Annotated in this window: 24 protein-coding genes; 12 read left to right on the top strand and 12 right to left on the bottom strand. The window is 67.6% G+C overall.

Annotated elements, in window-relative coordinates; genetic code table 11:
- Positions 1-62: 62 nt before the first annotated feature.
- On the bottom strand, positions 63-515 hold the full coding sequence (locus tag HLH25_RS00670) for a MarR family winged helix-turn-helix transcriptional regulator (RefSeq protein ID WP_182972226.1): 453 nt from the start codon (positions 513-515) through the stop codon (positions 63-65).
- A gap of 149 nt (positions 516-664) precedes the next feature.
- On the opposite strand from HLH25_RS00670, the gene HLH25_RS00665 reads away from it, so the two are divergent.
- Positions 665-1,375 carry a helix-turn-helix domain-containing protein gene (locus HLH25_RS00665; protein ID WP_182972225.1) on the top strand — a complete coding sequence of 237 codons (711 nt, stop codon included), beginning with the start codon at positions 665-667 and terminating at the stop codon, positions 1,373-1,375.
- A complete protein-coding gene (locus tag HLH25_RS00660; protein WP_182972224.1) occupies positions 1,372-2,277 on the top strand; it encodes an SDR family oxidoreductase in 906 nt (301 codons plus the stop codon). Before HLH25_RS00665 ends, HLH25_RS00660 begins: the two co-directional genes overlap by 4 nt.
- A gap of 79 nt (positions 2,278-2,356) precedes the next feature.
- Here the strand turns inward: HLH25_RS00660 and HLH25_RS00655 are convergent, their stop codons facing one another.
- The 4 genes from HLH25_RS00655 to gpmI form a co-directional block, all read right to left on the bottom strand.
- Entirely contained in the window at positions 2,357-2,863 is a 507-nt protein-coding gene (locus HLH25_RS00655) for an RNA pyrophosphohydrolase (protein ID WP_182972223.1), read from the bottom strand.
- On the bottom strand, positions 2,856-4,280 hold the full coding sequence (locus HLH25_RS00650) for a S41 family peptidase (RefSeq protein ID WP_182972222.1): 1,425 nt from the start codon (positions 4,278-4,280) through the stop codon (positions 2,856-2,858). Before HLH25_RS00650 ends, HLH25_RS00655 begins: the two co-directional genes overlap by 8 nt.
- A gap of 136 nt (positions 4,281-4,416) precedes the next feature.
- Complete coding sequence (locus HLH25_RS00645; protein WP_246400738.1) at positions 4,417-5,856, bottom strand: murein hydrolase activator EnvC family protein; 1,440 nt, start codon at positions 5,854-5,856, stop codon at positions 4,417-4,419.
- A gap of 1 nt (position 5,857) precedes the next feature.
- Positions 5,858-7,408 (bottom strand): 2,3-bisphosphoglycerate-independent phosphoglycerate mutase, encoded by a 1,551-nt coding sequence (gpmI, locus tag HLH25_RS00640; protein ID WP_182972221.1) that lies wholly within the window; start codon positions 7,406-7,408, stop codon positions 5,858-5,860.
- Between the two features lie 109 nt (positions 7,409-7,517).
- On the opposite strand from gpmI, the gene msrB reads away from it, so the two are divergent.
- From msrB to HLH25_RS00625, 3 genes are all read left to right on the top strand, one after another.
- The gene (msrB, locus tag HLH25_RS00635; protein ID WP_182972220.1) at positions 7,518-7,931 is read left to right on the top strand and encodes a peptide-methionine (R)-S-oxide reductase MsrB; all 414 of its coding nucleotides are present in this window, start codon (positions 7,518-7,520) and stop codon (positions 7,929-7,931) included.
- Between the two features lie 51 nt (positions 7,932-7,982).
- Positions 7,983-8,639, top strand: coding sequence for a uracil phosphoribosyltransferase (gene upp, locus HLH25_RS00630; protein WP_182972219.1), 657 nt, complete (start codon positions 7,983-7,985; stop codon positions 8,637-8,639).
- Between the two features lie 83 nt (positions 8,640-8,722).
- A complete protein-coding gene (locus tag HLH25_RS00625; RefSeq protein ID WP_114726476.1) occupies positions 8,723-8,935 on the top strand; it encodes a dodecin in 213 nt (70 codons plus the stop codon).
- Positions 8,936-8,963: 28 nt separating this feature from the next.
- Here the strand turns inward: HLH25_RS00625 and HLH25_RS00620 are convergent, their stop codons facing one another.
- The 7 genes from HLH25_RS00620 to carA all read right to left on the bottom strand — a co-directional run bounded on the left by HLH25_RS00620 (position 8,964) and on the right by carA (position 18,439).
- A complete protein-coding gene (locus tag HLH25_RS00620) occupies positions 8,964-10,136 on the bottom strand; it encodes a BMP family ABC transporter substrate-binding protein (RefSeq protein WP_182972218.1) in 1,173 nt (390 codons plus the stop codon).
- Complete coding sequence (locus tag HLH25_RS00615) at positions 10,133-10,897, bottom strand: alpha/beta fold hydrolase (RefSeq protein ID WP_182972217.1); 765 nt, start codon at positions 10,895-10,897, stop codon at positions 10,133-10,135. The genes HLH25_RS00620 and HLH25_RS00615 overlap by 4 nt, the downstream gene beginning before the upstream one ends.
- Positions 10,890-11,861 carry an isopenicillin N synthase family dioxygenase gene (locus HLH25_RS00610; protein ID WP_182972216.1) on the bottom strand — a complete coding sequence of 324 codons (972 nt, stop codon included), beginning with the start codon at positions 11,859-11,861 and terminating at the stop codon, positions 10,890-10,892. The genes HLH25_RS00615 and HLH25_RS00610 overlap by 8 nt, the downstream gene beginning before the upstream one ends.
- 72 nt (positions 11,862-11,933) lie before the next feature.
- Positions 11,934-13,130, bottom strand: a complete 1,197-nt coding sequence (locus HLH25_RS00605) for a threonine ammonia-lyase (RefSeq protein ID WP_182972215.1) — start codon at positions 13,128-13,130, stop codon at positions 11,934-11,936.
- 11 nt (positions 13,131-13,141) lie between these two features.
- Positions 13,142-13,615 (bottom strand): transcription elongation factor GreA, encoded by a 474-nt coding sequence (greA, locus tag HLH25_RS00600; RefSeq protein ID WP_114726480.1) that lies wholly within the window; start codon positions 13,613-13,615, stop codon positions 13,142-13,144.
- A 132-nt stretch (positions 13,616-13,747) separates the two neighbouring features.
- Positions 13,748-17,002, bottom strand: coding sequence for a carbamoyl-phosphate synthase large subunit (gene carB / locus HLH25_RS00595; protein WP_182972214.1), 3,255 nt, complete (start codon positions 17,000-17,002; stop codon positions 13,748-13,750).
- 12 nt (positions 17,003-17,014) lie between these two features.
- The gene (carA, locus tag HLH25_RS00590) at positions 17,015-18,439 is read right to left on the bottom strand and encodes a glutamine-hydrolyzing carbamoyl-phosphate synthase small subunit (RefSeq protein WP_182972213.1); all 1,425 of its coding nucleotides are present in this window, start codon (positions 18,437-18,439) and stop codon (positions 17,015-17,017) included.
- Between the two features lie 161 nt (positions 18,440-18,600).
- Here carA and HLH25_RS00585 point away from each other — a divergent pair, with 161 nt between their 5' ends.
- The 7 genes from HLH25_RS00585 (at position 18,601) to rplI (ending at position 25,120) form a co-directional block, all read left to right on the top strand.
- Complete coding sequence (locus HLH25_RS00585; RefSeq protein ID WP_182972212.1) at positions 18,601-19,056, top strand: GatB/YqeY domain-containing protein; 456 nt, start codon at positions 18,601-18,603, stop codon at positions 19,054-19,056.
- Positions 19,057-19,060: 4 nt separating this feature from the next.
- A complete protein-coding gene (dnaG, locus tag HLH25_RS00580; protein WP_182972211.1) occupies positions 19,061-20,893 on the top strand; it encodes a DNA primase in 1,833 nt (610 codons plus the stop codon).
- A 217-nt stretch (positions 20,894-21,110) separates the two neighbouring features.
- Positions 21,111-23,048 (top strand): RNA polymerase sigma factor RpoD, encoded by a 1,938-nt coding sequence (gene rpoD, locus HLH25_RS00575; protein WP_182972210.1) that lies wholly within the window; start codon positions 21,111-21,113, stop codon positions 23,046-23,048.
- A 20-nt stretch (positions 23,049-23,068) separates the two neighbouring features.
- Positions 23,069-23,635, top strand: a complete 567-nt coding sequence (locus tag HLH25_RS00570) for a GNAT family N-acetyltransferase (RefSeq protein ID WP_182972407.1) — start codon at positions 23,069-23,071, stop codon at positions 23,633-23,635.
- A 153-nt stretch (positions 23,636-23,788) separates the two neighbouring features.
- Entirely contained in the window at positions 23,789-24,259 is a 471-nt protein-coding gene (gene rpsF, locus HLH25_RS00565) for a 30S ribosomal protein S6 (RefSeq protein WP_182972209.1), read from the top strand.
- A 6-nt stretch (positions 24,260-24,265) separates the two neighbouring features.
- On the top strand, positions 24,266-24,541 hold the full coding sequence (gene rpsR / locus HLH25_RS00560; RefSeq protein WP_114726487.1) for a 30S ribosomal protein S18: 276 nt from the start codon (positions 24,266-24,268) through the stop codon (positions 24,539-24,541).
- A 12-nt stretch (positions 24,542-24,553) separates the two neighbouring features.
- Positions 24,554-25,120 (top strand): 50S ribosomal protein L9, encoded by a 567-nt coding sequence (gene rplI, locus HLH25_RS00555; protein ID WP_182972208.1) that lies wholly within the window; start codon positions 24,554-24,556, stop codon positions 25,118-25,120.
- Positions 25,121-25,169: the final 49 nt, after the last annotated feature.

Here is a 25,169-nt window from a genome sequence, read left to right as displayed (position 1 = left end):
GGGAATTGGGCAGGGGTGAATGGTGGAGGGGTGAATGAGGGAGGCGGTTTTGCCATGCGCTATCATTCATCGACGAGCCGCTTCAGGAGCGCGACGGACCGGGTGAGTTCGGCTTGTTCCTGCGCCGAAAAACGGGACTGCAATGCCCGTGTCAGCCAGTCCTGGCGTGCGGCGCGCCCTGCGAGGATTTGCCTGCGGCAGGCGTCCGTCAGGGATAAAAGGGTCTGGCGCCCGTCCGAAGGGTCGGGATGGCTGCCGATAAAGCCGGCATCCGTCAGCGCCGCGACGATCGGTGCCATCGATTGCGGACGGATGCCCTGCGACCGGGCGAGATGCGACGTCGTTGCGGGGCCATGCGCTTCCAGGTGCAGCAGCACCGATGTCTGGGATGGCGTCAGTTCCCCGACATGGGCCTGTTCCCGCAGCCGTCGCTTCAGTTTGCTCAGAAGGGCGCGGAGATCCTGCGCCAGGGCCGCTGCCTCGTGAAGGGGCTGTTCATTCTGGGGATCAGTCATTCCGTCACGATATAGATAGACAGGTAAGCTGTAAAGATATCTGTTTAGACAGGCTGTCCAGGATCGTGGGTTCCATCATCCATGTCGTGGTGCAATGACCACTTGTATGTAAGTGAGTACTTACTTATGTTTGTCCGCGAGGAGAAACCATGTCATCACGTCCATCCAGACTTTCCGCGACTGATCGCAGGCAGGCGATCCTGTCGGCTGCGGCGCCCATTTTCGCCCGGCTCGGTCGGGAGGGCGCGACGACGAAGGAGATCGCCAGGGCGGCGGGGGTCTCCGAAGCCCTTCTTTACCGGCACTTCGCCAGCAAGGAGGCGCTTTACGCGGAACTTGAATCCCATTGCGTGGAGGCCAACGCGGTCGGGAGCCGTCTTCTCGCCGAGGCGGTTCCTTCGACGGCGACGCTGGTCAGAGGGGTTGCCCTGCTTGTGCAGGCGGTCTTTCCCGGTATCGGTGACGCGCGCTCTCATGACGATACCAAGCGGCTGGTCACCGCCAGTCTGCTGGGCGACGGCCAGTTCGCGAAGGCTTTCCTCGACCGGCATGTGACGCCCTGGATCGGCGTTTTCGAACGATCCTTTCAGGTTGCGCAGGGGGCGGGCGATGTCGAGGACGGTGTTCATACCGGCAGTGCGGAAATCTGGTTCGTCCATCATCTGGCGAACACGCTGCATCTGATCAGCCTGCCCGACATCACGATCGTCGAATACGGCGTGACACGCGAAAGGCTGATCGAGAACACGGTCCGGTTCCTGCTGCGCGGGATCGGCCTGAGGAGTGCCGCCATAGACCGGCATTACGACCCTGAAAAACTTGAAACAATTTTTGCGTCGATGGATCAGGACACAGCATGAAACCGATCAGGACAATAGCCGTCATCGGCGCGACGGGGCGGCTTGGCGCGCCGGTCGCGACCGAACTGGCCAGACATTTCGAGGTTCGGGCCGTTGTCCGCTCGCCCGACAAGGCGCGCAGGATGCTTCCGGACACTGTCGAAATCGTTCGGGCCGATCTGCGGGACGTTCCGGGCCTGCGCGCCGCCCTCGACGGGGTGGATGCCATTTATCTCAATCTCGCGACCGAGACGGCGGACCTGGATCTTCCCTTCCATGAAGAGCGGGACGGTGTGCGAAACCTGATGACCGCGATCGAGGGGCTGAACATCCGGTATATCGCCAAGATCGGTTCCCTTGGCGCCTATCCCCCGGCGCTGGGAAACATCAGACGGAACGTCGTGCCCAATCTCATCCGGATGGAAGGGCACAAAATCATCGCGGACTCCGGGATTCGTCATACCTTTTTCGCGCCGACGCATTTCATGGAATTGCTGCCGTACATGATCAGCGGACGCGCGCTCCGGTGGGTCGGGAATACGCGCGTCAGGATCTGGTGGATCGGTGTCGCCGATTATGCGCGGTGGGTGGTCGAAGCGTTTCAGAATCCTGAGGCGATGCCGGAACATTGTCCTGTGCAGGGACCGGAAGCGATTTCTGTCAGGCAGGCGATGGAACGGTTTGTCCGAGCCTATGATCCCTCGCTCAAAATTCGCGTGGCTCCGCTCTGGGTCATGCGGATGATCGGTCTTTTCAATCCGAAAATGAAATTCGTGGCGCATCTGTTCGCGTATTTCGGAGATCACGAAGATCCGTTTTATGCCGAAGAAACCTGGGAAAAACTGGGCAGGCCGACGACCACGCTTGAGATGTTCGCGCTCGGGCTTCGCGAAAGCCGGGGTTTGCTCCGAGCGCGCGATTAAACTGTGAAAGTCTGACGCGCAGAAAAATCGGCTGACTCGTGGAATTGTGCCATGTGGGGCGGATGCGCCGGGGTCAGGGTCAGGGTCGGGGGTGAGCGTAGGACGCGAAATCCTGGGCCAGGGTCTGGTAGATGGGGCGTTTGAAGCCGACATTGCGGTCGGGCAGCGTGGCGAGGTCGATCCATTGCCAGGCGTCGAATTCCGCCGGCTGGTGGGCGTCGAGGCGGATGTCGGCGTCGGTGCCGGTGAAGCGCAGCGCGAACCATTTCTGGGTCTGGCCGCGATAGCGGCCGCCAAGGGCCTTGCCGAGCAGGGCGGGTGGCAGGTCGTAGGTCAGCCATTGCGGGTGGACGGCGAGGATTTCGGCGCGGTCAGTGCCGATTTCCTCGTGCAGTTCGCGCAGGACGGCCTGTTCGGGGGCCTCATCGGCGTCGATGCCGCCTTGCGGGCATTGCCAGACGCCTTCGGACAGCGGGCCGCCGGCGCCGGGCTGGTCGGTGCGCCGGCCGATCAGGATCTGGCCCCGGTCGTTGAACAGCATGGCGCCGACATTGCGGCGGTAGGGCAGAGACGCCGCGTCAGTCATGATGCGGCGGGTTGGTCGGCGTGGCGGCCGCCGTATGCTGGCCGGTGGCCATGGCGCGCACGATCTTGAGCCCCTGCTGCAACTGGAAGTCGGTCGTGGGCTTGGTCATGTCGAAGGCGGGCCAGTTGGCCGGCGGCTCGTTGGGAATGGACGAGACGATCGACGGCAGATCGACCCGTGTCGGCGGCTTGGCGGTGTTGCCGCCCTGGTTCTTGATGATGTGGCTGAGGTCGGCTTCGCGGATGCTGTAGCCGGGGTCCTCGCGCGTTTCGCGCACCGTCACGTCGGGCACGATGCCCAGGCCCTGGATGGAGCGGCCGGACGGCGTGTAGTAGCGCGCCGTGGTCAGGCGCAGCGCGCCGTCGCCGGGGATGGGCAGGATGGTCTGCACCGAGCCCTTGCCGAAGGATTTCTCGCCGACCAGCACGGCGCGCTGATGGTCTTGCAGGGCGCCGGCGACGATCTCGCTGGCCGAGGCCGAGCCGCCATTGATCAGCACCACCATCGGCAGGCCGTCGGTGATGTCGGTGCCGTGGGCGTCCCACCGCTGGCTTTCCTGCGCGTGGCGGGCACGGGTCGAGACGATCTCGCCATTGCGGATGAAATCGGCGCTGACGCCGATCGCCTGGTTGAGCAGGCCGCCGGGATCGGAGCGCAGGTCCAGCACCAGCCCGGTGAGGTGGCCGTGGGCCTCGGCCTTCAGCTTGCGATAGGCGGCTTCCAGCCCCGGTGTGGTTTCCTCGTTGAACTCGGACACCCGGATATAGCCCGTTGAATCATAGAGGGCCGATTTGATCACCTGGATGTGGATGATCGCCCGCGTCATCGTCACGATGATCGGCTTGGGTGTCTTTTCGCGGATGAGGGTCAGGGTGATCTTGGTATCCGGCTTGCCGCGCATGCGCTGCACGGCTTCGTCCAGCGGCAGGCCGTCGATGTTCTTGCCGTCGATGGCGACGATATAGTCGCCGGTCTTGATGCCGGCCTTGGCGGCGGGCGTGTCGTCGATCGGCGAGACGACGCGGATGTGGCTGTCATCGGGCTGGACTTCCAGCCCCAGGCCGCCGAACTCGCCCTTCGTGCGGGTTTGCAGGTCGGCGTACTGTTTTTCGGTCATGTACGAGCTGTGCGGGTCGAGGCCGCTCAGCATGCCGTTCAGCGCGTTGATGATCAGTTCGCGGTTGGAGACCTGATCGACGTAATTCGCCTTCACCTGTTCCAGCACATGGCCGAACAGCGACAGGAGGCGGAAATTCTCGGCCGGGGAATCCGAATCGCTGTCCTTGGCCAGGCTGGCGGCGAGGGCGTTGGATGTCAGGCTATGCCCTCCGGAGAGGGGAAGGTGGGCGATCTGTGGCCCCGCCGCGATGCCCGCCAGAAAGGCGCAGCCAAGCAGCAGGCCGGTGCGGAACGTCATACCGTGCGTCTCCTGAGTGAAACCGCCCCTGCCGTGGACGGGTGGAGCCCGTGCCGTCGGGAAACGGCCCGGACCATCGTCATTGGGACGATCTTATACCGAACTCGCGCCGGGCGGAAACCGCCGAGAGAAAGGACTATAGAAACGGAGCGGGATCGACCGCCCCGCCGCCGTGCCGCAACTGCACGAACAGGGTTGGCCGCGCGCCCTGGCCGGACCAGTCGGGCATGCGGCCCAGCGGGGCGCCGTGGGCGAGCGCCTGGCCGGTCGAGACGGCGAGCGCGCCCAGCCCCGCCAGCACGAAACGGTAATGGCGCCCGCAATTGAGGATGACCATCTGGCCGTAGGAGCGGAAGGCGCCGGCGAAATCGATCTGCCCGGCGCAGGGCGCGCGCACCGTGGCGGCCGAAGGGGGGGCGTAGGTGATGCCGGATGCCGGCCCGGCCTCGGTCGTGGCGCCCCAGGCGGTGACGATGGTGCCCGGTACGGGCGCCCCGCGCCCGGCCGGCGTGCCCGATGGCGGCGTGGTGAGGCCGGGGCCAGGCCCCTGAGCGATGGCGGCGGCGCGGGCGCGGGCGGCCGCGGCCTCGTCGGCGCGGTGGGCGCGGATGGCGGCCTGGGCGGCCTGTTCCAACTGGTCCTCGGCTGCTTTTTCCAGGGCTTCGATCCGGTTGACGGCGTCTTGCAGGCTGCTGGCCCTGCGCGTTGCGTCCTCGACCCGGCGGGCGGCCTGGGTGGCGGCGCTGTTGGAACGCTGCTGGGCCTGGCGCGCGGCCTCGGCGGCGCGGGCGACGCTGTCGCGCTGGGCGGCCTGCTTCTGCTGGAGTGCCGCCAGTTGCGTGCCCTTGGCTGCCAGGTCGGAATCCAGTTTTGCCAGGATGGCGCGGCGGGTGCGGATGGCGTTGGCCCGCTGTTCGAGCTGCGCCGACAGGCCCTGGATGACCAGCAGGCCCGCGATGGCGCGGTCGGGCGGGACCGGGGCGGCCAGCAGCGTATCGGCGGGATAGCGCGCCAGCCGCGCCGCGAGCGGCAGCATGGGGGTGACCGCCGCCGAGTCGCGGCTCAGTTCCGCGCGGAGTTGGGCCTGCTCGGCCCGCAGGGTGGCCACGCGGTCGCCCAGGTCGGCGGTCTGCTGTTCGGTCTGCTGCAATTGCGTGGTGGCGTCGACCGTTGCCTCCGACAGGGCGGCGGCTCTGGCGGCGTCCTGCCGGGCCTGGGCGCGGGCGGCGTCGCGGGCGGCGGTGCGGGCCGCAAGGTCGCGGGCCTGAAGCTGCTGGCGGGCGATCAGCGCCTGCTGGGCGGCATGGGCCTGCGCTACCGCGCGGCGCGCGGCGGCGGCGGCGTGGTCGGCGGCCGCGCTCTGGCTGGCGTGCGGTGCGGCGTGGTGGTGTGGGCCGGGGTGAGACGTGTGCGGCGGGGCCGCATCGGACGGGTCGGGAACAGTCAGTCCGGCGAGCAGTCCGGTGGCCAGGCCGATGGTCGGGAGCGAGAGGTGCAGCGGCCGTGTGGTCCGCAGGCACCGGCGTGGCGTAAACGCGCGCAGGATGGTCGCCGGCGCGCGTTTACAAACGGACATCTCAGAAGCCGTGTTTCGGCACCAGCAGCGATGTTCCCGTCATCGCATCCGGTTGCGGCAGGCCCATCAGGGCCAGCAGGGTGGGGGCGATGTCGGACAGGCGGCCGTCATGCAGGGTGACTTCCCGCGCGCCGGACAGCACCACGGGGACCACGTTGAGGGTGTGGGCCGTGTGCGGGCCGCCGGTCTCGGGGTCGAACATCGTCTCGGCATTGCCGTGATCGGCGGTGATCAGGATGGCGCCGCGTTGGCGATGCACGGCCTCGACCAGTTGCTTGAGGCCCCGGTCCACCGCCTCGATCGCCTTGACCGCCGCGCTGAAGACGCCCGTGTGCCCGACCATGTCGGGGTTGGCGTAATTCAGGATGATCAGGTCGTAGGTGCCGCTATTGATGGCCTGGACGGCCTTTTCGGTGAGTTCGGGCGCCGACATTTCCGGCTGGAGGTCGTAGGTCGCGACCTTGGGCGAGGGGACCATGATCCGGTCTTCGCCCGGCAGTTCGCCTTCCTTGCCGCCATTGAGGAAGTAGGTGACGTGGGGATATTTCTCGGTTTCGGCCATGCGCAACTGGCGCTTGCCGGCCCTGGAGACCACGTCGCCCAGCAGGTCGTCCAGCGACTGCGGGGGGAACAGCACGCCGATCAGGGCCGCCAGGCGGTCGCTGTAGCGCGTCATGCCGACGGCGGCCGAGACCTGGACCACGCGCGAGCGGGGGAAACCCTGGAAATCCTTCTCCAGCACCGCATCCAGCAACTGGCGGATGCGGTCGGCGCGGAAATTGAAGGACAGGACGGCATCGCCATCCTTCATGCCGCCATAGGCGCCGAGGACGGTCGGCGGCAGGAACTCGTCGGTCGTGCCGGCCTTGTAGGCGGCGTCGAGCACGGCCAGCGGATCTTCGCCGTGCGGACCCTGGGCGGCGACGATGGCGTCGTACGCCTTTTCTACCCGGTCCCACCGCCGGTCGCGGTCCATGGCGAAATAGCGGCCCGAGATGGTGGCGATGGTGACGGTGGGCGGCAGGTCGTTGAGCAGGCGGGTGACGTAGTCGCGGCCCGAATGCGGGGGGGTGTCGCGGCCGTCGGTGAAGATGTGGAAGGCGACCGGCACGCCGTTATTGGCGAGGATCCTGGCGAGCGCCACGGCGTGGTCCTGATGGGAATGCACGCCGCCGGCCGAGACCAGGCCCATCAGGTGGCAGGTGCCGCCGGTTTTTTTCACCGCCGCGATCAGGTCGGTCAGGGCCGGGTTGGTTGCCAGGCTGCCGTCGCGGATGGCGGCGAAGATGCGCGGAAGTTCCTGCATGACGACGCGGCCGGCACCGATATTGAGGTGGCCGACCTCGGAATTGCCCATCTGCCCTTCCGGAAGGCCGACATCCTCGCCACATGTCTTGAGGAAGGCGTGGGGGCCTTCCTGCCACAGGCGGTCGAAAGTGGGGGTATGGGCCGCGCGCACGGCGTTGTCGGCCACGTCCTCGCGCCAGCCGAAGCCGTCGAGGATGACGAGCATGACGGGACGGCGGGGGTGGAGGTGAGTCTGGTCGGCCATGGGTATTCTCTCCCGTTATTTTGTCGCCCATGATGGCACCGATTACCGGGATTGCGAATGGCCCGGCACGGGCTCCCGAGAGATTGGTGCCCCGGATGGAGGAAGCGTAATGACATCGAACGAAGCGAACCTGACGGATGGCCCGGCCTGCGGCAGTGGCTGCGGCCCGCTGACGCCGGACCAGATCCGCGTGATGCGCGATCATGGCACCGAACGCCCCGGATCGAGCCCGCTGAACCATGAAAAGCGGGCGGGGCTTTATCGTTGCGCGGCCTGCGGCACGCCGCTGTTCCGCTCCGAGGCCAAATATGACAGCGGCAGCGGCTGGCCCTCCTATTATGACGTGCTGCCGCATGCGGTGGAAAGCCATACCGATACCAGTCACGGGATGGTCAGGACCGAAATCCATTGCGCGTCCTGCCAGGGGCATCTGGGGCATCTTTTCCCCGACGGGCCGCGGCCGACCGGGCTGCGCTATTGCATCAACGGGCTGGCGTTGAATTTTGTGCCTGACGCCGCCTGAGCGGGCGGGTAGCCCTTTCGGTTGCGCCACGATCTGCCGTAAAAGGGCAGGATGAGCGAGAATGTGATTACCCCCCCTTCCGCGCCCGTGGTGGTGCTGGATCATCCTCTGGTTCAGCACAAGCTGACCCGGCTGCGGCAGGTGAGCACGTCGACGGCGGGGTTCCGCCGCCTGACGCGCGAGATCAGCCTGTTGATGGCCTATGAGGCCACGCGGGACCTGCCGCTGGAGACGGTGGAGATCGAAACGCCGCTGGAGCATATGGAAGGGCGCCTGCTCTCGGGCAAGAAGCTCTGCCTGGTGTCGATCCTGCGGGCGGGCAACGGCATTCTGGACGGGATGCTCGATCTGCTGCCGGCCGCCCGGGTGGGGCATATCGGCCTGTTCCGTGACCCGGAATCGCTGGAGCCGGTCGAATATTACATGAAGCTGCCCGAGGATATCGACGTGCGGGTCTGCATCGTCGTCGATCCGATGCTGGCGACCGGGCACAGTGCCGCCGCGGCGATCGACCGGCTGAAGGCCGCGGGGGCGCGGCAGCTTGTCTTCGTCTGCCTGCTGGCGGCGCCGGAAGGGGTGGCGTTTCTCTCGGCGGCGCATCCCGACGTGAAGATCATTACCTGCTCCATCGACCGCGAGCTGGACGCGCACGGCTATATCCGGCCCGGCCTGGGCGACGCCGGGGACCGGTTGTTCGGCACCAAGTAGCCGGCTGGAACCCGGACTGGCGGGAGCCGTTGTTCCTCTGTCGGAGGCTGTTGGAACAGCCTCTCGGGACAGGGAGGAACATCATGTCCGGACATGTCTACAAGGTGGTCGAACTGGTGGGTTCGTCGCCCGACACGATCGAAGCCGCGATCGGCAGCGCGCTGTCGCGTGCTTCCGACAGCGTGCATGCGATCCGCTGGTTCGAAGTGGTGAATACGCGCGGCCATGTGGTCAATGGCCAGGTGGGCCATTATCAGGTGACGCTGAAGGTCGGGTTTACCATCGACGAGACCTGAGCCGCCCGGTCGCGGATCGGGCGGGGCGTCAGTCCAGGCCGTGGACCCCGTTCAGGGGCCAGTTCCAGTGATAGAGGCTGAAATCGTCCATGCGTTCGCCGGATGCTACGCGGATACGGTCGTGCGTATCGCGTAGCGGGCCGACGAAGGGGGACCAGCCGGCCATGATCCGGTCTCGCGCGGCATCGGCCTGCCGCCGCACGGCCTCGGGCACCCGCGCGCCCCACGCATCGCGATCGACGCCGGCGCCGAGGGGCAGCAATCGGGCGGTCGGGGTCCAGCTTCCCTCCAGGCGGGCGCGGACCTGATCGACGTAATAATTCCGGAAATCATAGACGACGGAGCTGAGATAGGCGTCGGGGCCGCTCGCACGCTGGTCGGTGCTGGACATGATGCCCCACAGGCCGCGCTGCTGGGCGAGGCGCAGATAGCTGGGCTCGTCCATGATGCCGGCCAGGACGTCGCATCCATTGTCGGCCAGGGCGGCCGCCGCGCCCAGCGCGCCCTGCGGGTCGAACCAGGCGTTGATGGATACGACATGCATGGTCGTGTCGGGACGGACGGAGCGTGCGCCGAGCAGCAGCGCGTTGGCGCTGCCATAGACGCTGGGCAGCGGGAAGGACGCGATGAAGCCGAGGCGGCCGGTGCGCGTCAGCCGGCCGGCGGCGATGCCGATGACGTAGGACGCATACCAGTGCGCGATATAATACCAGCCGACATTATGGGCCAGGCGGTTGCTGTCGCACTGTACGAAGGCGACCTCCGGCGCGCGTTCGGCGACATCGGTTAGGAAATCGCCGTAATCGGCGCCGGCCAGGACCATGTTCGCGCCCTCGGCCACGAACTGGCGGAGGATGCGTTCGGCGTCGGCCGAGAACGGGACATTTTCCACCCAGACGGTGCGCAGGCGCGGGAAGGCGGCGTGGACGGCCTGGACCGCGCGGTTATGCAGCGAACTCCAGCCGCCATCGGTGACCGGGCTGATATGCGCGATGGCGAGGAGGGCATCTTCCTCGCGGATCGGGGGGAGGGGTGGTGTGGACCATTGGGCGGTCAGCCTGGCCAGGGTCGGGTCGTCGGGCGGGAGGTCGCGGGCGGTGGCGCGGCCGGGCAGGGCCGTGGCGACCGAGGCGGCGGTGGCCATGTGCAGGAGACCCCGGCGCGTGGCCATGCGGGAGGCGGGCAGCCGGATGCGGGTCATCCGGGGGAATCGAGGAAGGGCAGCAGGATGTCGAGCAGCGCATCCGGGGCGACGACGTGGGGGGCGTGGCCGGTGTCGATGGTGCGGATGGTCGCGCCGGGGAGCCGTTCGCACATGAGGCGCTGCAACGGCAGGGTGACGGACCTGTCGCGGAGGGCCTGGACGTAGAGGCGCGGGATGGTGCCGAACCGCTCCGGCGTGAGATGCGCGGTCAGGGCGCGGCCGCGTTCGCCCTGTGGCGTGAGGCGGCGGGAGGCCGGCACCGCGAGAGCCGGGGGGCAGTCCTGGAGGAAGAAGGCGATGGCGGCTTCCGGCGGGACGACGGAGATTGCGCCCGGTACCGGCCAGTCGAGCCATGGGGTGACGCCGGAGGCGGTCGGGTCGGTGGGCAGCAGGTGGTTGACCATGGCCGCGAAGCCGGTTTCCGACGGCAGCATCATGCCGGCGATATAGACCAGCCGGCGCGTCAGGCGGGGATGCCGCTCGGCCAGGGCCGAGGCGACGACCCCGCCGCCGGAATGGGCGACGATGCTGAACGGGCGCCCGATGTTGGCGACGATCTGGTCGAGATGGTCCAGATAGGCCGGCAGGGAAGCGGTGGCGGGCGGCGCGCCGTCGGCGCCGTTGCCGGGGAGGTCGACCGCGATGGCCGGGCGGTGGTCGCCGCGCCGGGCGAGCGCCGCGCGGAAGCCGTCCCAGACCCATGCGCCCTGCCAGGCGCCGTGGATGAGCAGGAGCGGCTCGGCACCGGTATCAGCCATAGGTGCGGCGATACATGGCGCGCAGATGGTCCTGCACGGTGACGGGCGGGTAGCGCGGGGTTTCGCCCGGCGCGAGGCAGCCGGGCAGGCAGGAGACCGTGTAGTCGGCGTTGCCGGTGTAGAAGAAGGGTACGGAGTAGCGGTCGCCGCCGGAGGTGTTGACGACGCGGTGCAGCGTGGAGCGGTAGCGGTCGTTGGTCCAGCGCGCGATCATGTCGCCCAGATTGACGACGAAGCTGCCGGGGATGGGGGTGGCGTGAATCCAGCCATCATCCGGCCCGCGTACTTGCAGGCCGCCGCTCCCGTCCTGCAGCAGGAGGGTGAGGCCGCCGAAATCGGTATGGGCGCCGCAGCCTTTCTCGCCGGGTTGCGGGTTGGCGGGCTGGGGCGGGTAATGCAGCAGCCGCAGCGTGATCTGGGGATCGCGGCAATAGGTGATGAAAAAATCTTCCGCCAGTCCGAGGGACAGGGCCAGGCCCTGCATCAGCCGCTCCGCGATGACGGTCAGGGCGGCGGAATAGGCCATCATCGTCGGACGGAAGCCGGGCATGGCCATGGGCCACTGGTTGGGCCCCTGGTTGAAGCGTAGCCCGCCCGATTCCGGCTGCTCGGCGCCGATATAGAAGCCTTCCTTGAGGTCGGGCGGGGTGCCGGCTTCCAGCGTCTGGTTGCGGAGCGGTTCGTAGCCGCGATTGCAGGAGGACAGGGATTTGTCGAGGCGGGTCTTGTCTTCCGCTGGCAGGGCGAAGAAATGCCGGCTTTCCGCCAGCACGGCGTCGATCAGGCCCTGTGGTACGCCGTGATCGACGCAGTAGAAGAAGCCGGTCTGCGTGCAGGCGGCGCGCAGGGCGTCGCCGACGGCCTGACGTTCCGCGGGATCGGCCGCGCAGAGGCCGGCGATCGAGATGACCGGCAGGGAGTCGGCGCCGACCTGTCGGGCGTCCAGTCTGGTCGGATTGTCCATGCGCCCCCACGCCCGGTTCGATCGTTTCGGGACGATATCGGTGCGCGGGGGAGATGACAAGGAGGCGGGGCGTCAGACCCGGCGGACGATGTAGGTCTTGGCCAGTTCGTCCATGATCTGCTGGGCGTGCAGCGGGTCGCGGGCCTCGATCATCACTTCCAGTTCGGCGGCCTGGACGCTGGCGGCGGTGAACAGGCGCTGGTGCGAGACCTCGATGATGTTGCCGCCGGCATCGCCGATCTTGCGCGAGATGTCGGCCAGCACGCCCGGCCGGTCGGGGATGTCCATCTTGAGGCACAGCAGGCGGCCGTCGCGCAGCAGCGTGCGCAGCAGGGTGTTGGCCAGGATGCGGCTGTCGATATTGCCGCCGGTGACGGGCAGGGCGACGCGCTTGCCACGGAACAGTTCCGGGTAGGTCAGCACGGCCGCCAGGGCCGCGGCGCCAGCACCTTCGCTGACCTGCTTGGCGCCCTCGGCCATCAGGGTGATGGCGTCCTCGACCGCGCGTTCCGGCACCACCAGCACGCGCGAGACGTGATCGCGGATGACCGAAAGCGGCTGGCGGCCGATGCGCAGGACCGCGATGCCCTCGGCGATCGTGGCGCCGCCGGGTGGTGTGAGCTCGTCGCCGGGGAAGTCGGAGAGGGAGGAATAGGCTTCGACCTGCACGCCGACGATGTCCATCTCCGGCCGCAGGGCGGCGCCGGCCACGGCGCAGCCCGAGAGCAGGCCGCCGCCGCCGATGGGGCCGACGAAGACATCCAGCGGGCCGGCATCCTCGAGCAGTTCGAGCGCGAAGGTGCCCTGGCCGGCCATGACCGCCGGGTCGTCGTACGGGTGGACGAAGACGCGGCCTTCCGCCGCGCACAGGGCGTCGGCATGGGCGGTGGCTTCGGCGAAATTGTCGCCGTGCAGCACCACGCGCGCGCCCCACGCGGCGGTGCGCGTGACCTTGGCGGCGGGGGTGAAGCGCGGCATGACGATGACCGCGTCGATGCCCAGCAGCGCGGCATGGCGGGCGACGCCCTGCGCGTGGTTGCCGGCCGAGACGGTGATGACGCCGCGCCCGCGTTCCTCGGATGTCAGCAGCGCCAGCTTGTTGGCGGCGCCGCGTTCCTTGAACGAGCCCACGGCCTGGAGATTGTCCAGCTTGAGCACGATCTCCGCGCCTGTCGCCTTCGACAGGGCGTGCGAGGGAACCGTGGGGGTGCGCAGCACGCGCCCCTCGATCCGGGCGGCGGCCGCCCGGACGTCATCGAGCGTGATCATGACCGGCTGCCTCAGCCGTAGGTGACGGCCAGGATTTCGTAGGTCCGGTCGCCGCCGGGGGCGGGGACCGAGACGGTATCGCCGATCTTCTTGCCGATGAGCGACTTGGCCAGCGGCGAGGACACGGACAGCAGGCCCTGCTTGATGTCGGCCTCGTGCACGCCGACGATCTGGTAGGTGGCTTCCTTGTCGGTCTCTTCGTCCACCAGGCTGACCTGGGCGCCGAATTTCACCTGGTCGCCCGACAGGGTGGACGGGTCGATCACCTCGGCCGAGGAGACGATCTCTTCCAGTTCGATGATCCGGCCCTCGATGAAGGACTGACGGTCTCGGGCGGCGTGGTACTCGGCATTTTCCGACAGGTCGCCGTGGCTGCGGGCTTCGGCGATCGCGCGGATCACGGCCGGGCGCTCTTCACTCTTGAGTTTGCGAAGTTCATCTTCCAGCCGTTGCAGGCCCTTGCCTGTCATCGGAAATTTCTGCAAGGCGCGTCCCCAGGGTGAAGGTCGGTCAGATGGCCGACATGGCAGATTGCAACAAGAGCATCCCACAAGACCGACAGCGCCGGAAACGGGGCCGGCGGTGCCTGCCCTGTTCCCGGCGTGGGTGTGGTACGCTCAGAACGATCCGTTAAAGTAGGATTGAAGCGGCGCGACTTCAAGCGGTCCTTCCCGCATCGCCGCGATCGCGTGGGTTGCGGCGCGGGCGCCGGCGATCGTGGTGAAGTGGGGAATGCCCGAGATGAGGGCCGAGCGGCGGATGTCGAAACTGTCCGCGACCGACTGCGCGCCGTGGGCGGTGTTGATGATCATCTGCACCTCGCCCGAGCGGATGGCGTCCACGCAGTTCGGCCGCCCTTCCAGCACCTTGTTGACCACCTGGACCGCAATGCCCGCGTCGCGCAGGTGCTGCGCGGTGCCGCGCGTGGCCAGGATGGTGAAGCCCATATCGACCAGGCGGCGGGCCAGCGCCGGCACCGCCGGCTTGTCGCTGCCGCGCACCGACAGGAACACCGTGCCCGACAGCGGCAGGCGCACGCCGGCGGCGAGCTGCGACTTGGCGAAGGCGCGCTCGAACGAGGCGTCCAGGCCCATGACCTCGCCGGTCGAGCGCATTTCCGGACCCAGGATCGTGTCCACGTTCGGGAAACGGTTGAACGGGAAGACGGCTTCCTTGACCGCGACATGCGGGGCGACCGCGCGGTCGTCGAGGCGGAATTCCGCCAGCTTCGCGCCCGCCATGACCCGCGCGCCGATCTTGGCCACCGGCACGCCGGTCGCCTTGGCGACGAAGGGCACGGTGCGCGAGGCGCGGGGATTGACCTCCAGGACGAAGATCTCCTGGTCCTTGATCGCGTACTGGACGTTCATCAGCCCGACGATGCCCAGTTCGCGGGCCATCGCCTCGGTCTGCGCCTTGAGTTCGGTGACGATGGCCGGGGACAGGGTGTAGGGCGGCAGGGAGCAGGCGCTGTCGCCGGAATGGATGCCGGCTTCCTCGATATGTTCCATGACGCCGGCGACGTAGACCTCCTGCCCGTCGGCGATGCAGTCGACATCGGCCTCGATCGCGTCGTTGAGGTAGCGGTCGATCAGCACCGGGCCGGAGGCGATGTCCTGGCCGGCCAGTTGCAGGGCCACGCGCATGTAGCGTTGCAGGCTGGCGCGGTCATGGACGATTTCCATCGCGCGGCCGCCCAGCACGTAGGACGGGCGGATGACCACCGGGTAGCCGATGCGGTCGGCCACGTCCTCGGCCTCGGCCGGGGTGCGGGCGATGCCGTTGGCGGGCTGGCGCAGGCCCAGACGCTGGAGCATGGACTGGAACCGCTCGCGGTCCTCGGCGCGGTCGATCGCGTCGGCGGGCGTGCCCAGCAGGGGGATGCCGGCGGCTTCCAGCGCGTGGGACAGTTTCAGCGGCGTCTGGCCGCCATACTGCACGATGCAGCCCAGCACGGTGCCGCTTTCCTGCTCGCGGCGGATCAGGGCGATGACGTCCTCGGCGGTCAGGGGCTCGAAATACAGCCGGTCCGAGGTGTCGTAGTCGGTCGAGACCGTCTCGGGGTTGCAGTTGACCATGATGGTCTCGAACCCGGCCTCGCGCAGCGCATAGGCGGCGTGGACGCAGCAATAATCGAATTCGATGCCCTGGCCGATGCGGTTGGGGCCGCCGCCGAGGATGACCACCTTCTGCCGGTCGGTGGGGCGGCTTTCGCATTCCGGCGTGCCGAACCCGCCCTCGTAGGTCGAATACATATAGGGCGTGTCGGAGGCGAATTCGCCGGCGCAGGTGTCGATGCGCTTGTAGACCGGCGTGACCGCCAGACGGGTGCGCAGGGTGGCGATCTCGGCCGCCGAGGTGCCCGACAGGCGGGCAAGCTGGACATCGGAGAAGCCCATGGCCTTGAGGCGGCGCATGGCCTGGGCGTCGCGCGGCAGGCCGTCGCGGACGACCGTGTGTTCGGCCGCCACGATCCTGGCCAGTTCGCGCAGGAACCAGGGCTCGAACTTGCAGGCGGCGTGGATGTCTTCGATGCTCAGGCCGGCGCGCAGGGCCTGGGCGGCCATGAGAATCCGTTCCGGCCGGGGCTGGGAGAGGGCGGCGCGGAAGGCGTCGGTGCCGCCGTCGCCGGGGGCTTCCACCGGGTCCAGCCCGGCGAGGCCGGTTTCCATCGAGCGCAGGCCCTTTTGCAGGGCCTCGGGGAAGGAGCGGCCGATGGCCATCGCCTCGCCCACCGACTTCATGCTCGTGGAGAGCAGGGCCGGGGTGCCGGGGAATTTCTCGAAGGTGAAGCGCGGGATCTTGACCACGACATAGTCGATGGTCGGCTCGAACGACGCCGGGGTGGAGCCGGTGATGTCGTTGGCCAGTTCGTCCAGCGTATAGCCGACCGCCAGCTTGGCCGCGATCTTGGCGATGGGGAAGCCGGTGGCCTTGGAGGCCAGGGCGGACGAGCGCGAGACGCGGGGGTTCATCTCGATGACGACCATGCGGCCGTCTGCCGGGTTGATGCCGAACTGGACGTTGGAGCCGCCGGTTTCCACGCCGATGGCGCGCAGGCAGGCCAGCGATGCGTCGCGCATGCGCTGGTACTCTTTGTCCGTCAGGGTCAGCGCCGGGGCGACGGTGATGGAGTCGCCGGTATGCACGCCCATCGGGTCGATATTCTCGATCGAGCAGACGATGATGCAATTGTCCGCGCGGTCGCGGACCACCTCCATCTCGAATTCCTTCCAGCCCAGCACCGATTCCTCGATCAGGACTTCGGTGGTGGGGGAGGCGTCGAGGCCCGAGGCGACGATCTGGTCGAATTCCTCGCGGTTATAGGCGATGCCGCCGCCCGAGCCGCCCATGGTGAAGGAGGGGCGGATGACCGCCGGCAGGCCGACATCTTCCAGCGCCGCGCGGGCTTCGTCCAGCGTGTGGGCGATGGTGCTGCGGGGGCTTTCGATGCCGATCGCATCCATCGCCTCGCGGAATTTCTGCCGGTCTTCGGCGCGGTCGATCACCTCGGCATCCGCGCCGATCAGCTCCACGCCGTGCTTCTTGAGGAAGCCCGACTTGTCGAGCGCCATTGCGGTGTTCAGCGCCGTCTGGCCGCCCATGGTGGGCAGCACCGCATCGGGCTTTTCGCGCAGGATGATGCGTTCGACGAATTCGGGGGTGATGGGCTCGATATAGGTGGCGTCCGCCAGGCCGGGATCGGTCATGATCGTGGCCGGGTTGGAGTTGACCAGGATGACCCGATAGCCTTCCTCGCGCAGGGCCTTGCAGGCCTGGGCGCCGGAATAGTCGAATTCACAGGCCTGGCCGATGACGATGGGGCCGGCGCCGATGATCAGGATCGAGCGTATGTCTGTCCGTTTGGGCATGGGGCGCGACTTTCAGGCGGGCTGATTGGTGCGGTCGATCAGGGCGACGAAGCGGTCGAACAGGTAGTGGCTGTCCGACGGGCCGGGGCTGGCCTCGGGGTGGTACTGGACCGAGAAGGCCGCGTAGCGCGTGGAGGCGATGCCTTCGTTCGAGCCGTCGAACAGGCTGGTATGCGTCACGCGGACATCGTCGGGCAGGCTGGATTCGTCCACCGCGAAACCGTGATTCTGGCTGGTGATCTCGACCTTGCCGGTGCCCAGGTCCTTGACGGGCTGGTTGGCGCCGCGATGGCCGCGCGCCAGCTTGTAGGTGCGCGCGCCCAGCGCCTGCGCCAGGAGCTGGTGGCCGAGGCAGATGCCGAAGATCGGCTTGCCGGCCTTGAGCACGCCCTGGATGGCCGGCACCGCATAGGCGGCGGTCGCGGCCGGGTCGCCGGGGCCGTTGGAGAGGAAGACGCCGGCGGGATCGAGCGCCAGGATCTCTTCCGCCGTGGCGGTGGCGGGGACGACCGTGACATCGCAGCCGGCATTGGCCAGGCAGCGCAGGATGTTGCGCTTGGCGCCGTAATCGACGGCGACGACGCGGCGGCGTTTTTCGGGCAGGGGCAGGGTGCCGCCGGGCCAGGTCCATACGCCTTCGGCCCATGGATAGGCCTGGGCGCAGGTAACGTCGCGGGCCAGGTCCATGCCTTCCAGGCCGGGCCAGGCGGCGGCCTGGGCGCGCAGGGCGTCGAGGTCGAACGCGCCGTCGGCGGGGTAGGACAGGATGGCGGTCTGCGCGCCGCCGTCGCGGATGCGGAGCGTGATCGCGCGGGTATCGACGCCGCAGATGCCGGGGACGCCCTGGGCCTTCAGCCAGCGATCGAGACCCTGCGTGGCGCGCCAGTTGGCGGGTTCGGTGAGGTCCTGCTTGACCACCAGGCCGCGTGCCGCGACGCGGGTGGCTTCGTCATCGGCTTCGTTGGTGCCGACATTGCCGATATGCGGAAAGGTGAAGGTGATGATCTGGCCGGCGAAGGACGGGTCGGTCAGGGTTTCCTGATAGCCGGTCATGCCGGTGGAGAAGCAGAGTTCGCCGATGGCGGCGCCGGTGGCCGGCGTGTGCGCGCCGAAGCCGCGCCCCCACAGCACGGTGCCGTCGGCCAGCACCAGGGCGGCGGTGGCGCCCGTGGGAATGGCGGCTTGGGACGAGGCGGGAACCTGGCGCTCGGTCATCTGGGTCTCCGGTCCATCGGATGCTTGGTCGGGGGGCACGCTATCGGGTTGCAGGTCGGACAGGCTGAGGCCGGTATGGCGCAGGATCACCGTCCAGTGCTTGGGCGGAATCGCGCCGGCCTGACGCCATTTGCGAATGGCCTCGGTCCCGACGCCGGTCAGGCGGGCGGCGTTGTCGGCCCCGCCCAGACGGTCGATGATGTGGTCGATCGATGACGGCATGGAGAATTCTTCCTTCCGGGGTTATCTCCTACCAGCCTCTCGTGGGGCTGGGAAGAAAATTCCCACCCTGATTGTTCCCTGTCGGGTGGGAAAAATCTTCCGGCTGTTTACCCGAAGGCACCCCGTCCGGTAGGTGCCTCTCAATTCAGGAGTGACGGATCATGAGCCTTCGCGCACGTTTCATGGAAGACCTCAAGGCGGCGATGAAGGCCGGGCAGAGCGCGCAGGTGGCGACCCTGCGCATGGTCAATGCGAAGCTGAAGGATGTGGACATCGCCGCCCGTGCGCGGAGCGCCGAGGTGTCGGAGGACGAGATCGTGTCGATGCTGCGCGGCATGATCAAGTCGCGCACCGAGTCGGCCACGATGTATCATCAGGGTGGCCGGCCCGAACTGGCCGAGAAGGAAGAGGCCGAGATCGCGACCATTCGCGCCTATCTGCCCGCCGAACTGGACGCGGCGACGCTGGAGGCGGCGGCGCGCGAGGCGATCGCCGAACTGGGGGCGGGTTCGATGAAGGATATGGGCAAGGTGATGGCGGCGCTGAAGGTGCGCTTTGGCGCGGCGCTGGACGCGGGACAGGCCAGCGCACTGGTCAAGTCGCTGCTGTCCGCCTGACGCGGTGGCACTCGACCCCGCCTTTCTGGAGGAGCTTCGTGCCCGCACGCCGATCGCTGCCGTGATCGGGCGACGGACCCGGCTGGTCCGTTCGGGGCGGAACTGGAAGGCGTGCTGCCCCTTCCATGGCGAGAAGACGCCGTCCTTCTACGTCTATGACGACCACTACCATTGCTTCGGTTGTGGGGCGCATGGCGATGTGATCACGTTCGTGATGCAGAGCGAGGGGCGGGGGTTTCCCGAGGCGGTGGCCGAACTGGCGGCCGCTGCGGGCATGGAGGTGCCGCGCGCCAGCCCCCAGCAGCGTGAGAACGAGCAGCGCGCCCGCGACCTGGCCGAGGTGCTGGAACTGGTGCAGGCCGACTGGGTGCGGCGGCTGCATGCGCCGGAAGGGTGGAGCGGGCTGGCCTATCTGCGCGGGCGCGGCCTGTCCGACGAGACGATCGCCGGATTCGGGCTGGGCTGGTCGGGCGATGGCCGGGGGGCGCTGCTGGAGGAGCTGCGTCCGAAAGGCGTGACGCCCGACCTGCTGGCGCGGGCGGGGCTGATGCGGGTGGATGAGGACGGGCGGCCGAAGGGGGAACTGTTCTTCAACCGCGTCACGTTTCCGATCCGCGACCGGCGGGGGGCGCTGGTGTCGTTCGGCGGGCGTATCCTGGGCGACGGGCAGCCGAAATATCTGAACGGGCCGGAAACCGAGCTGTTTTCCAAGCGGCGGGTGCTGTTTGGCATGGACCGTGCCCGCGGCGCGCTGCGGATGGCGCGGCCGCGTGGGGCGCCGCCGGTCGAGTTGCTGGTCGTCGAAGGCTATATGGATGTTATCGCCCTGCATCAGGCGGGTTTTCCGGGCGCGGTGGCGCCGCTGGGCACGGCCCTGACCCCCGAGCAGATGGAGGAACTGTGGCGTCTGGCGCCGGCGCCGATCTTGTGTTTCGACGGGGATGGCGCGGGGCAGCGTGCGGCGGTGAAGGCGGCCGAGACCGCGTTGCCGCTGCTGTCGATGGATCGGACGGTTCGTTTCTGCACCCTGCCCGAGGGGGAGGACCCGGACAGTCTGCTGCGGACGCGCGGCGCGGGGGCGGTTGCCGCCCTGGTGGAGGGCGCGCGGCCGTTGAGTGCGGTGTTGTTCGACCTGCTGACCCAGGGGGTGCGCGATCCGGGGCCGGAGCAGCGGGCGGCGCTGCGCCGGCGGCTGACCGATGCGGCGGCGATGATCGCCGACAAGAGCCTTGCCTCCGAATACCGCTCGACATTGGTGGACCGGTTCTTCGAGACCTATCGGCGCCGGCCGGGTGGCGGGGCGCGTCGGGACGGCGCGGCCCGGCCGTCTGTCGTCTCGGTGGTGTCGGCGCCGTTCGATGCCCTGGCGGCGACGGAGGAGCGCATGCGAATCCTGACGGCGATCCTGCTGCGTCATCCGGGGCTGTTGTCCGAGGTTGAGGATGCCTATTGCCGGCTGGATCTGCCGCCGGTGCTGGGCCGGGTCCGGGCGGGGCTGATGGATGCGGCGTCGGAAGGGGTGCCGATGGATGCCGATGCGCTGGCGGCCTGGATGGACGAGGCCGGGCTGGCGGACGAGCGCGCCGCCGTGCTGTCGGCCCGGCCGCTGCCGATGGCGCTCAGTGCGCCTGACGATCTGATGGCGGTCGATGTCGCGCAGGAATGGTGGCATTTCTATGCGCTGATGAATGTGCGCCGGTTCGGCGAGGATCTGCGGGTGGATACCGAACGGATGTGCGCCGGCACGCTGGACGCGCGCGCGTGGGGCAGTCTGCGCCCCCGGCTGCTGGCCTGGGAAGCCCTGCGGCGGGGGGAATTATCGGCCGACGACGGGTGACATTCCGGGGGCTGAAACAAGCCGGGCCTTGACTTTGGCGGGTGAATCGACCACCTGCACACCACTTGTAATTTGTCAGATGCGATAGAATGGCCGTTTCGTATCCGGAGGTTTGTCTCCCACACCCGTGAGGGAGACCGGATGTGAGGCAGGGCCGGCGATGCCGTGGCGCGGGGAAAGCGTGGCGGCGGGTTAGCGCTTAGGGATAGGGCAGGCGATGGCTACAAAGACAGCCGCGGGTTCGGAAGCGACTTCTGGCGACCAGGATAACGACACCACTCTGCTGGATACGCAATCCGGAGCTGTCAAGAGGCTGATCGCCCGCGGCAAGGAGCGGGGGTACATCACCTTCGACGAACTGAACGCCGTCCTGCCGCAGGACCAGATGTCCTCGGAACAGATCGAGGACGTGATGGCGGTGCTGTCGGAGATGGGCATCCAGGTCGTCGAGAACGAGGATAACGACGACACCGAGGCGAACCGCGAGGAAAAGACCGAGGAAGCCGAAACCGAGGAAGAATCGGCCAGCGGCAACGTCGATACCGAGAGCCTGGGCCGTACCGACGACCCGGTGCGGATGTATCTGCGCGAGATGGGGTCGGTCGAACTGCTGTCGCGCGAGGGCGAGATCGCCATCGCCAAGCGGATCGAGGCCGGCCGCGACGAGATGATCGGCGGGCTGTGCGAAAGCCCGCTGACCTTCAGCGCCATCATCTCGTGGCATGAGCGGCTGAAGGCCGGCGAAATGCTGCTGCGCGACATCGTGGACCTGGAGGCCATGCAGTCGGGCGGCGCCGAGGAGGAAGGTGTCGAGCCGTCGCAGGAAGATGGTGGTTTCGAGGCCCCGGCCGAGAATGAGGAAGGCGAGGAAGGCGACAGCGCCGGCCTGTCGCTCTCGGCGCTGGAAGAGAAGCTGAAGCCGGAGATCCTGGCGCAGTTCGAGGAGATCGAGGAGCTTTATTCGCGGCTGCAGAAATTGCAGTCCAAGCGGCTGGAGACCCTGACCTCGGGCGCCGAGATGTCGGACAAGTCCGAGAAATCGTACGAGAAGCTGCGCGAGGAACTGGTCGGCAAGGTGCAGCAGGTGCATCTGCACAATACCCGGATCGAGTATCTGGTGCAGCACATGAAGGAGATCTTCCAGCGGCTGAACGGGCTGGAAGGGCGGATGCTGCGTCTGGCCGAGAGCACCAAGGTCTCGCGCGAGGACTTCCTGATCAAATATCGCGGCAGCGAACTGGACCCCGGCTGGATGGACATGGTGTCCGCCCTGCCGGCCAAGAGCTGGAAGAACTTCGTCGCCAAACATACCGCCACCGTGCTGGAACTGCGTGGCCAGGTGGCGGCCCTGTCGCAGGAAACCGGCCTGCCGGTGGGCGAGTTCCGCCGCGTCTATGCCACCATTTCGCGCGGTGAGCGGGATTCGGCCCGCGCGAAGAAGGAGATGATCGAGGCGAACCTGCGGCTGGTGATCTCGATCGCCAAGAAATACACCAATCGCGGCCTCCAGTTCCTGGACCTGATCCAGGAGGGCAATATCGGCCTGATGAAGGCCGTGGATAAGTTCGAGTACCGTCGCGGCTACAAATTCTCGACCTATGCCACCTGGTGGATCCGGCAGGCGATCACGCGCTCGATCGCCGATCAGGCGCGGACCATCCGTATTCCGGTGCATATGATCGAGACGATCAACAAGCTGGTCCGGACCTCGCGCCAGATGCTGCATGAGATCGGGCGCGAGCCGGCGCCCGAGGAACTGGCCGAGAAGCTGGGCATGCCGCTGGAGAAGGTGCGCAAGGTCCTGAAGATCGCCAAGGAGCCGATTTCGCTGGAGACGCCGATCGGCGACGAGGAAGACAGCCATCTGGGCGACTTCATCGAGGACAAGACGGCGGTGATTCCGCTGGATGCCGCGATCCAGACCAACCTGCGCGAAGCCACGACGCGGGTGCTGTCCTCGCTGACGCCACGCGAGGAGCGCGTGCTGCGCATGCGCTTCGGCATCGGCATGAACACCGACCACACGCTGGAAGAGGTCGGCCAGCAGTTCAACGTGACGCGCGAGCGTATCCGCCAGATCGAGGCCAAGGCGCTGCGCAAGCTCAAGCACCCCAGCCGCAGCCGCAAGCTGCGCTCGTTCCTCGACGATAACTGAGGCCGGGTGTCGTGAATGCGATGATCGGGTCCGGGCCGACGACCCGGATCGTCGTCGACGTGACGTTCCTGTGCATGGACGCGCCGCCTGCGGGTGCCGCGCCCGTGCTGCCGGCGGCGTACCGGATCGTGCGGCAGCCGGCGCCCGAGGCTGCCTTCTATCGGCGTCTCTATGACGGTGTGGGGCAGGATTATTGCTGGTGGATGCGCCGGGTCATGCCCGAGGGGGAACTGGTCGCCCTGCTGCGCGATCCGCGCGTCGAGGTGCATGTCCTGTGGCGGGGTGACGAGGTCTGCGGTTTCTTCGAACTGGATCGGCAGGTGCCCGGTGAGGTCAATCTGGCCTATTTCGGGCTGATGCCGGGGCAGATCGGGCAGGGAATCGGGCGGACCTTCCTGCGGGCCGCGCTTGACGCGGCCTGGGCCTCGCGGCCCCAGAGCGTGCGGGTCAATACCTGCACGGCCGACCATCCCAGGGCGATGGAGACGTATCTCCAGGCCGGATTCCGCAAGGTGCGCATGGTGCGCGAGGTGTGGGACATTCCCGACCGGCTGGGCATGAGCGTGCCGGCCTGGCTGCGCGATTAGTTTTTCCTTGTGATCGGGCGGGGTTTGTGCTTCACACCGCTCCTTCCCTGCTCGGGCGCGGCATCGCCCCGGCTATACCCATGCCCCCCGGGAGGGGCGCCGTGCGGACCGTGTCCGAGGCGGCCGGGTTGACCTTATCCGAAGGGAGTTCCCATGCCGTTATATGAGACCGTGTTCATTGCACGGAATGACGTGTCGCAGCAGCAGGTCGAAGCCGTCGCCGACGGAATCGCGGCCCTGCTGGAGACTGATGGCGGTGCCGTCAAGAAGCGCGAATATTGGGGCCTGCGCAGCCTGGCCTATCGCATGAAGAAGAACCGCAAGGGGCACTACATGCTCCTGGGTCTGGATGCGAAGCCGGAGACGATCAAGGAGATCGAGCGCCAGCTGAGCCTGAACGAGGACGTGATGCGCGTCCTGACCCTGCGCGTCGAAGAGATCGACGAGGCGCCGTCCGTGATCCTGTCCCGCAAGGGCGACGAGCGCGAGCGCGGTTTCCGTGGCCCGAAGCCGGCCGGCCGGTTTGAGAGCGGCCGTGGCGGCCCCCGTCGCAGCTATGACGACCGCGAGGAATTCCGCGCCCGCAATGACGAGCCGCGCGATATCGACGGCGAAGCGGAGTAAGAATCCATGTCCGACACCACCGAAATCAATCCCGCCGCCCGTCGCACGGCCGTGGGCGCCCGTCGGCCGTTCTATCGCCGCCGCAAATCCTGCCCGTTCTCCGGCCCCAACGCGCCGAAGATCGACTACAAGGACGTGCGTCTGCTTAGCCGCTTCCTGTCCGAGCGCGGCAAGATCGTGCCGAGCCGCATCACCGCCGTTTCGGCGAAGAAGCAGCGCGAGCTGGCCCAGGCGATCAAGCGGGCCCGCTTCCTGGCCCTGCTGCCTTACATCGTCGGTTGAGGGAGGCAGATCATGTCCGCAGTAGAACTGATCCTGCTCCAGCGCGTCGAAAACCTGGGGCAGATGGGCGACATCGTGAAGGTGAAGCCGGGTTATGCCCGTAACTTCCTTCTGCCGCAGGGCAAGGCGATCCGCGCCAACGGCATGAACCGCGAGCGTTTCGAGCGCGAGCGCGTGCAGCTTGAGGCGCTGAACCTGAAGCGCCGTGAAGAGGCCGAGCGCCTGTCCGAGCGCATGCATGGCCTGTCCGTTGTCCTGATCCGTCAGGCCGGCGACAGCGGCAGCCTGTATGGCTCGGTCACGACCCGTGACGTGGCCGAGGCCACCACGGCGGCCGGGCTGACGGTTTCGCGCACCCAGGTTGTCCTTGAGCACCCGATCAAGCAGCTGGGCCTGTACACCGTGCGCGTGGCGCTGCATCCGGAAGTGTCGATCCCCGTCACGGTCAACGTGGCGCGGTCGGAAGAGGAAGCCGAGCGTCAGGCACGCGGCGAGGCCATCGGCGCTGAAGAAGAGCCTGCCGGCTTCGTCGAGGAAGCACTGGTCGAGGAAACGGAAGAGGCTTCGGCCGAAGCCTGATCCGACTCGCGGCGCAGGCCGCCGAAGCTGCGAAAGGCCCGGAAGAGTT

This window comes from Gluconacetobacter dulcium (genome assembly GCF_014174165.1).
Lineage (GTDB): Bacteria > Pseudomonadota > Alphaproteobacteria > Acetobacterales > Acetobacteraceae > Gluconacetobacter > Gluconacetobacter dulcium.
This window is presented reverse-complemented; position numbering and strand designations above follow the sequence as displayed.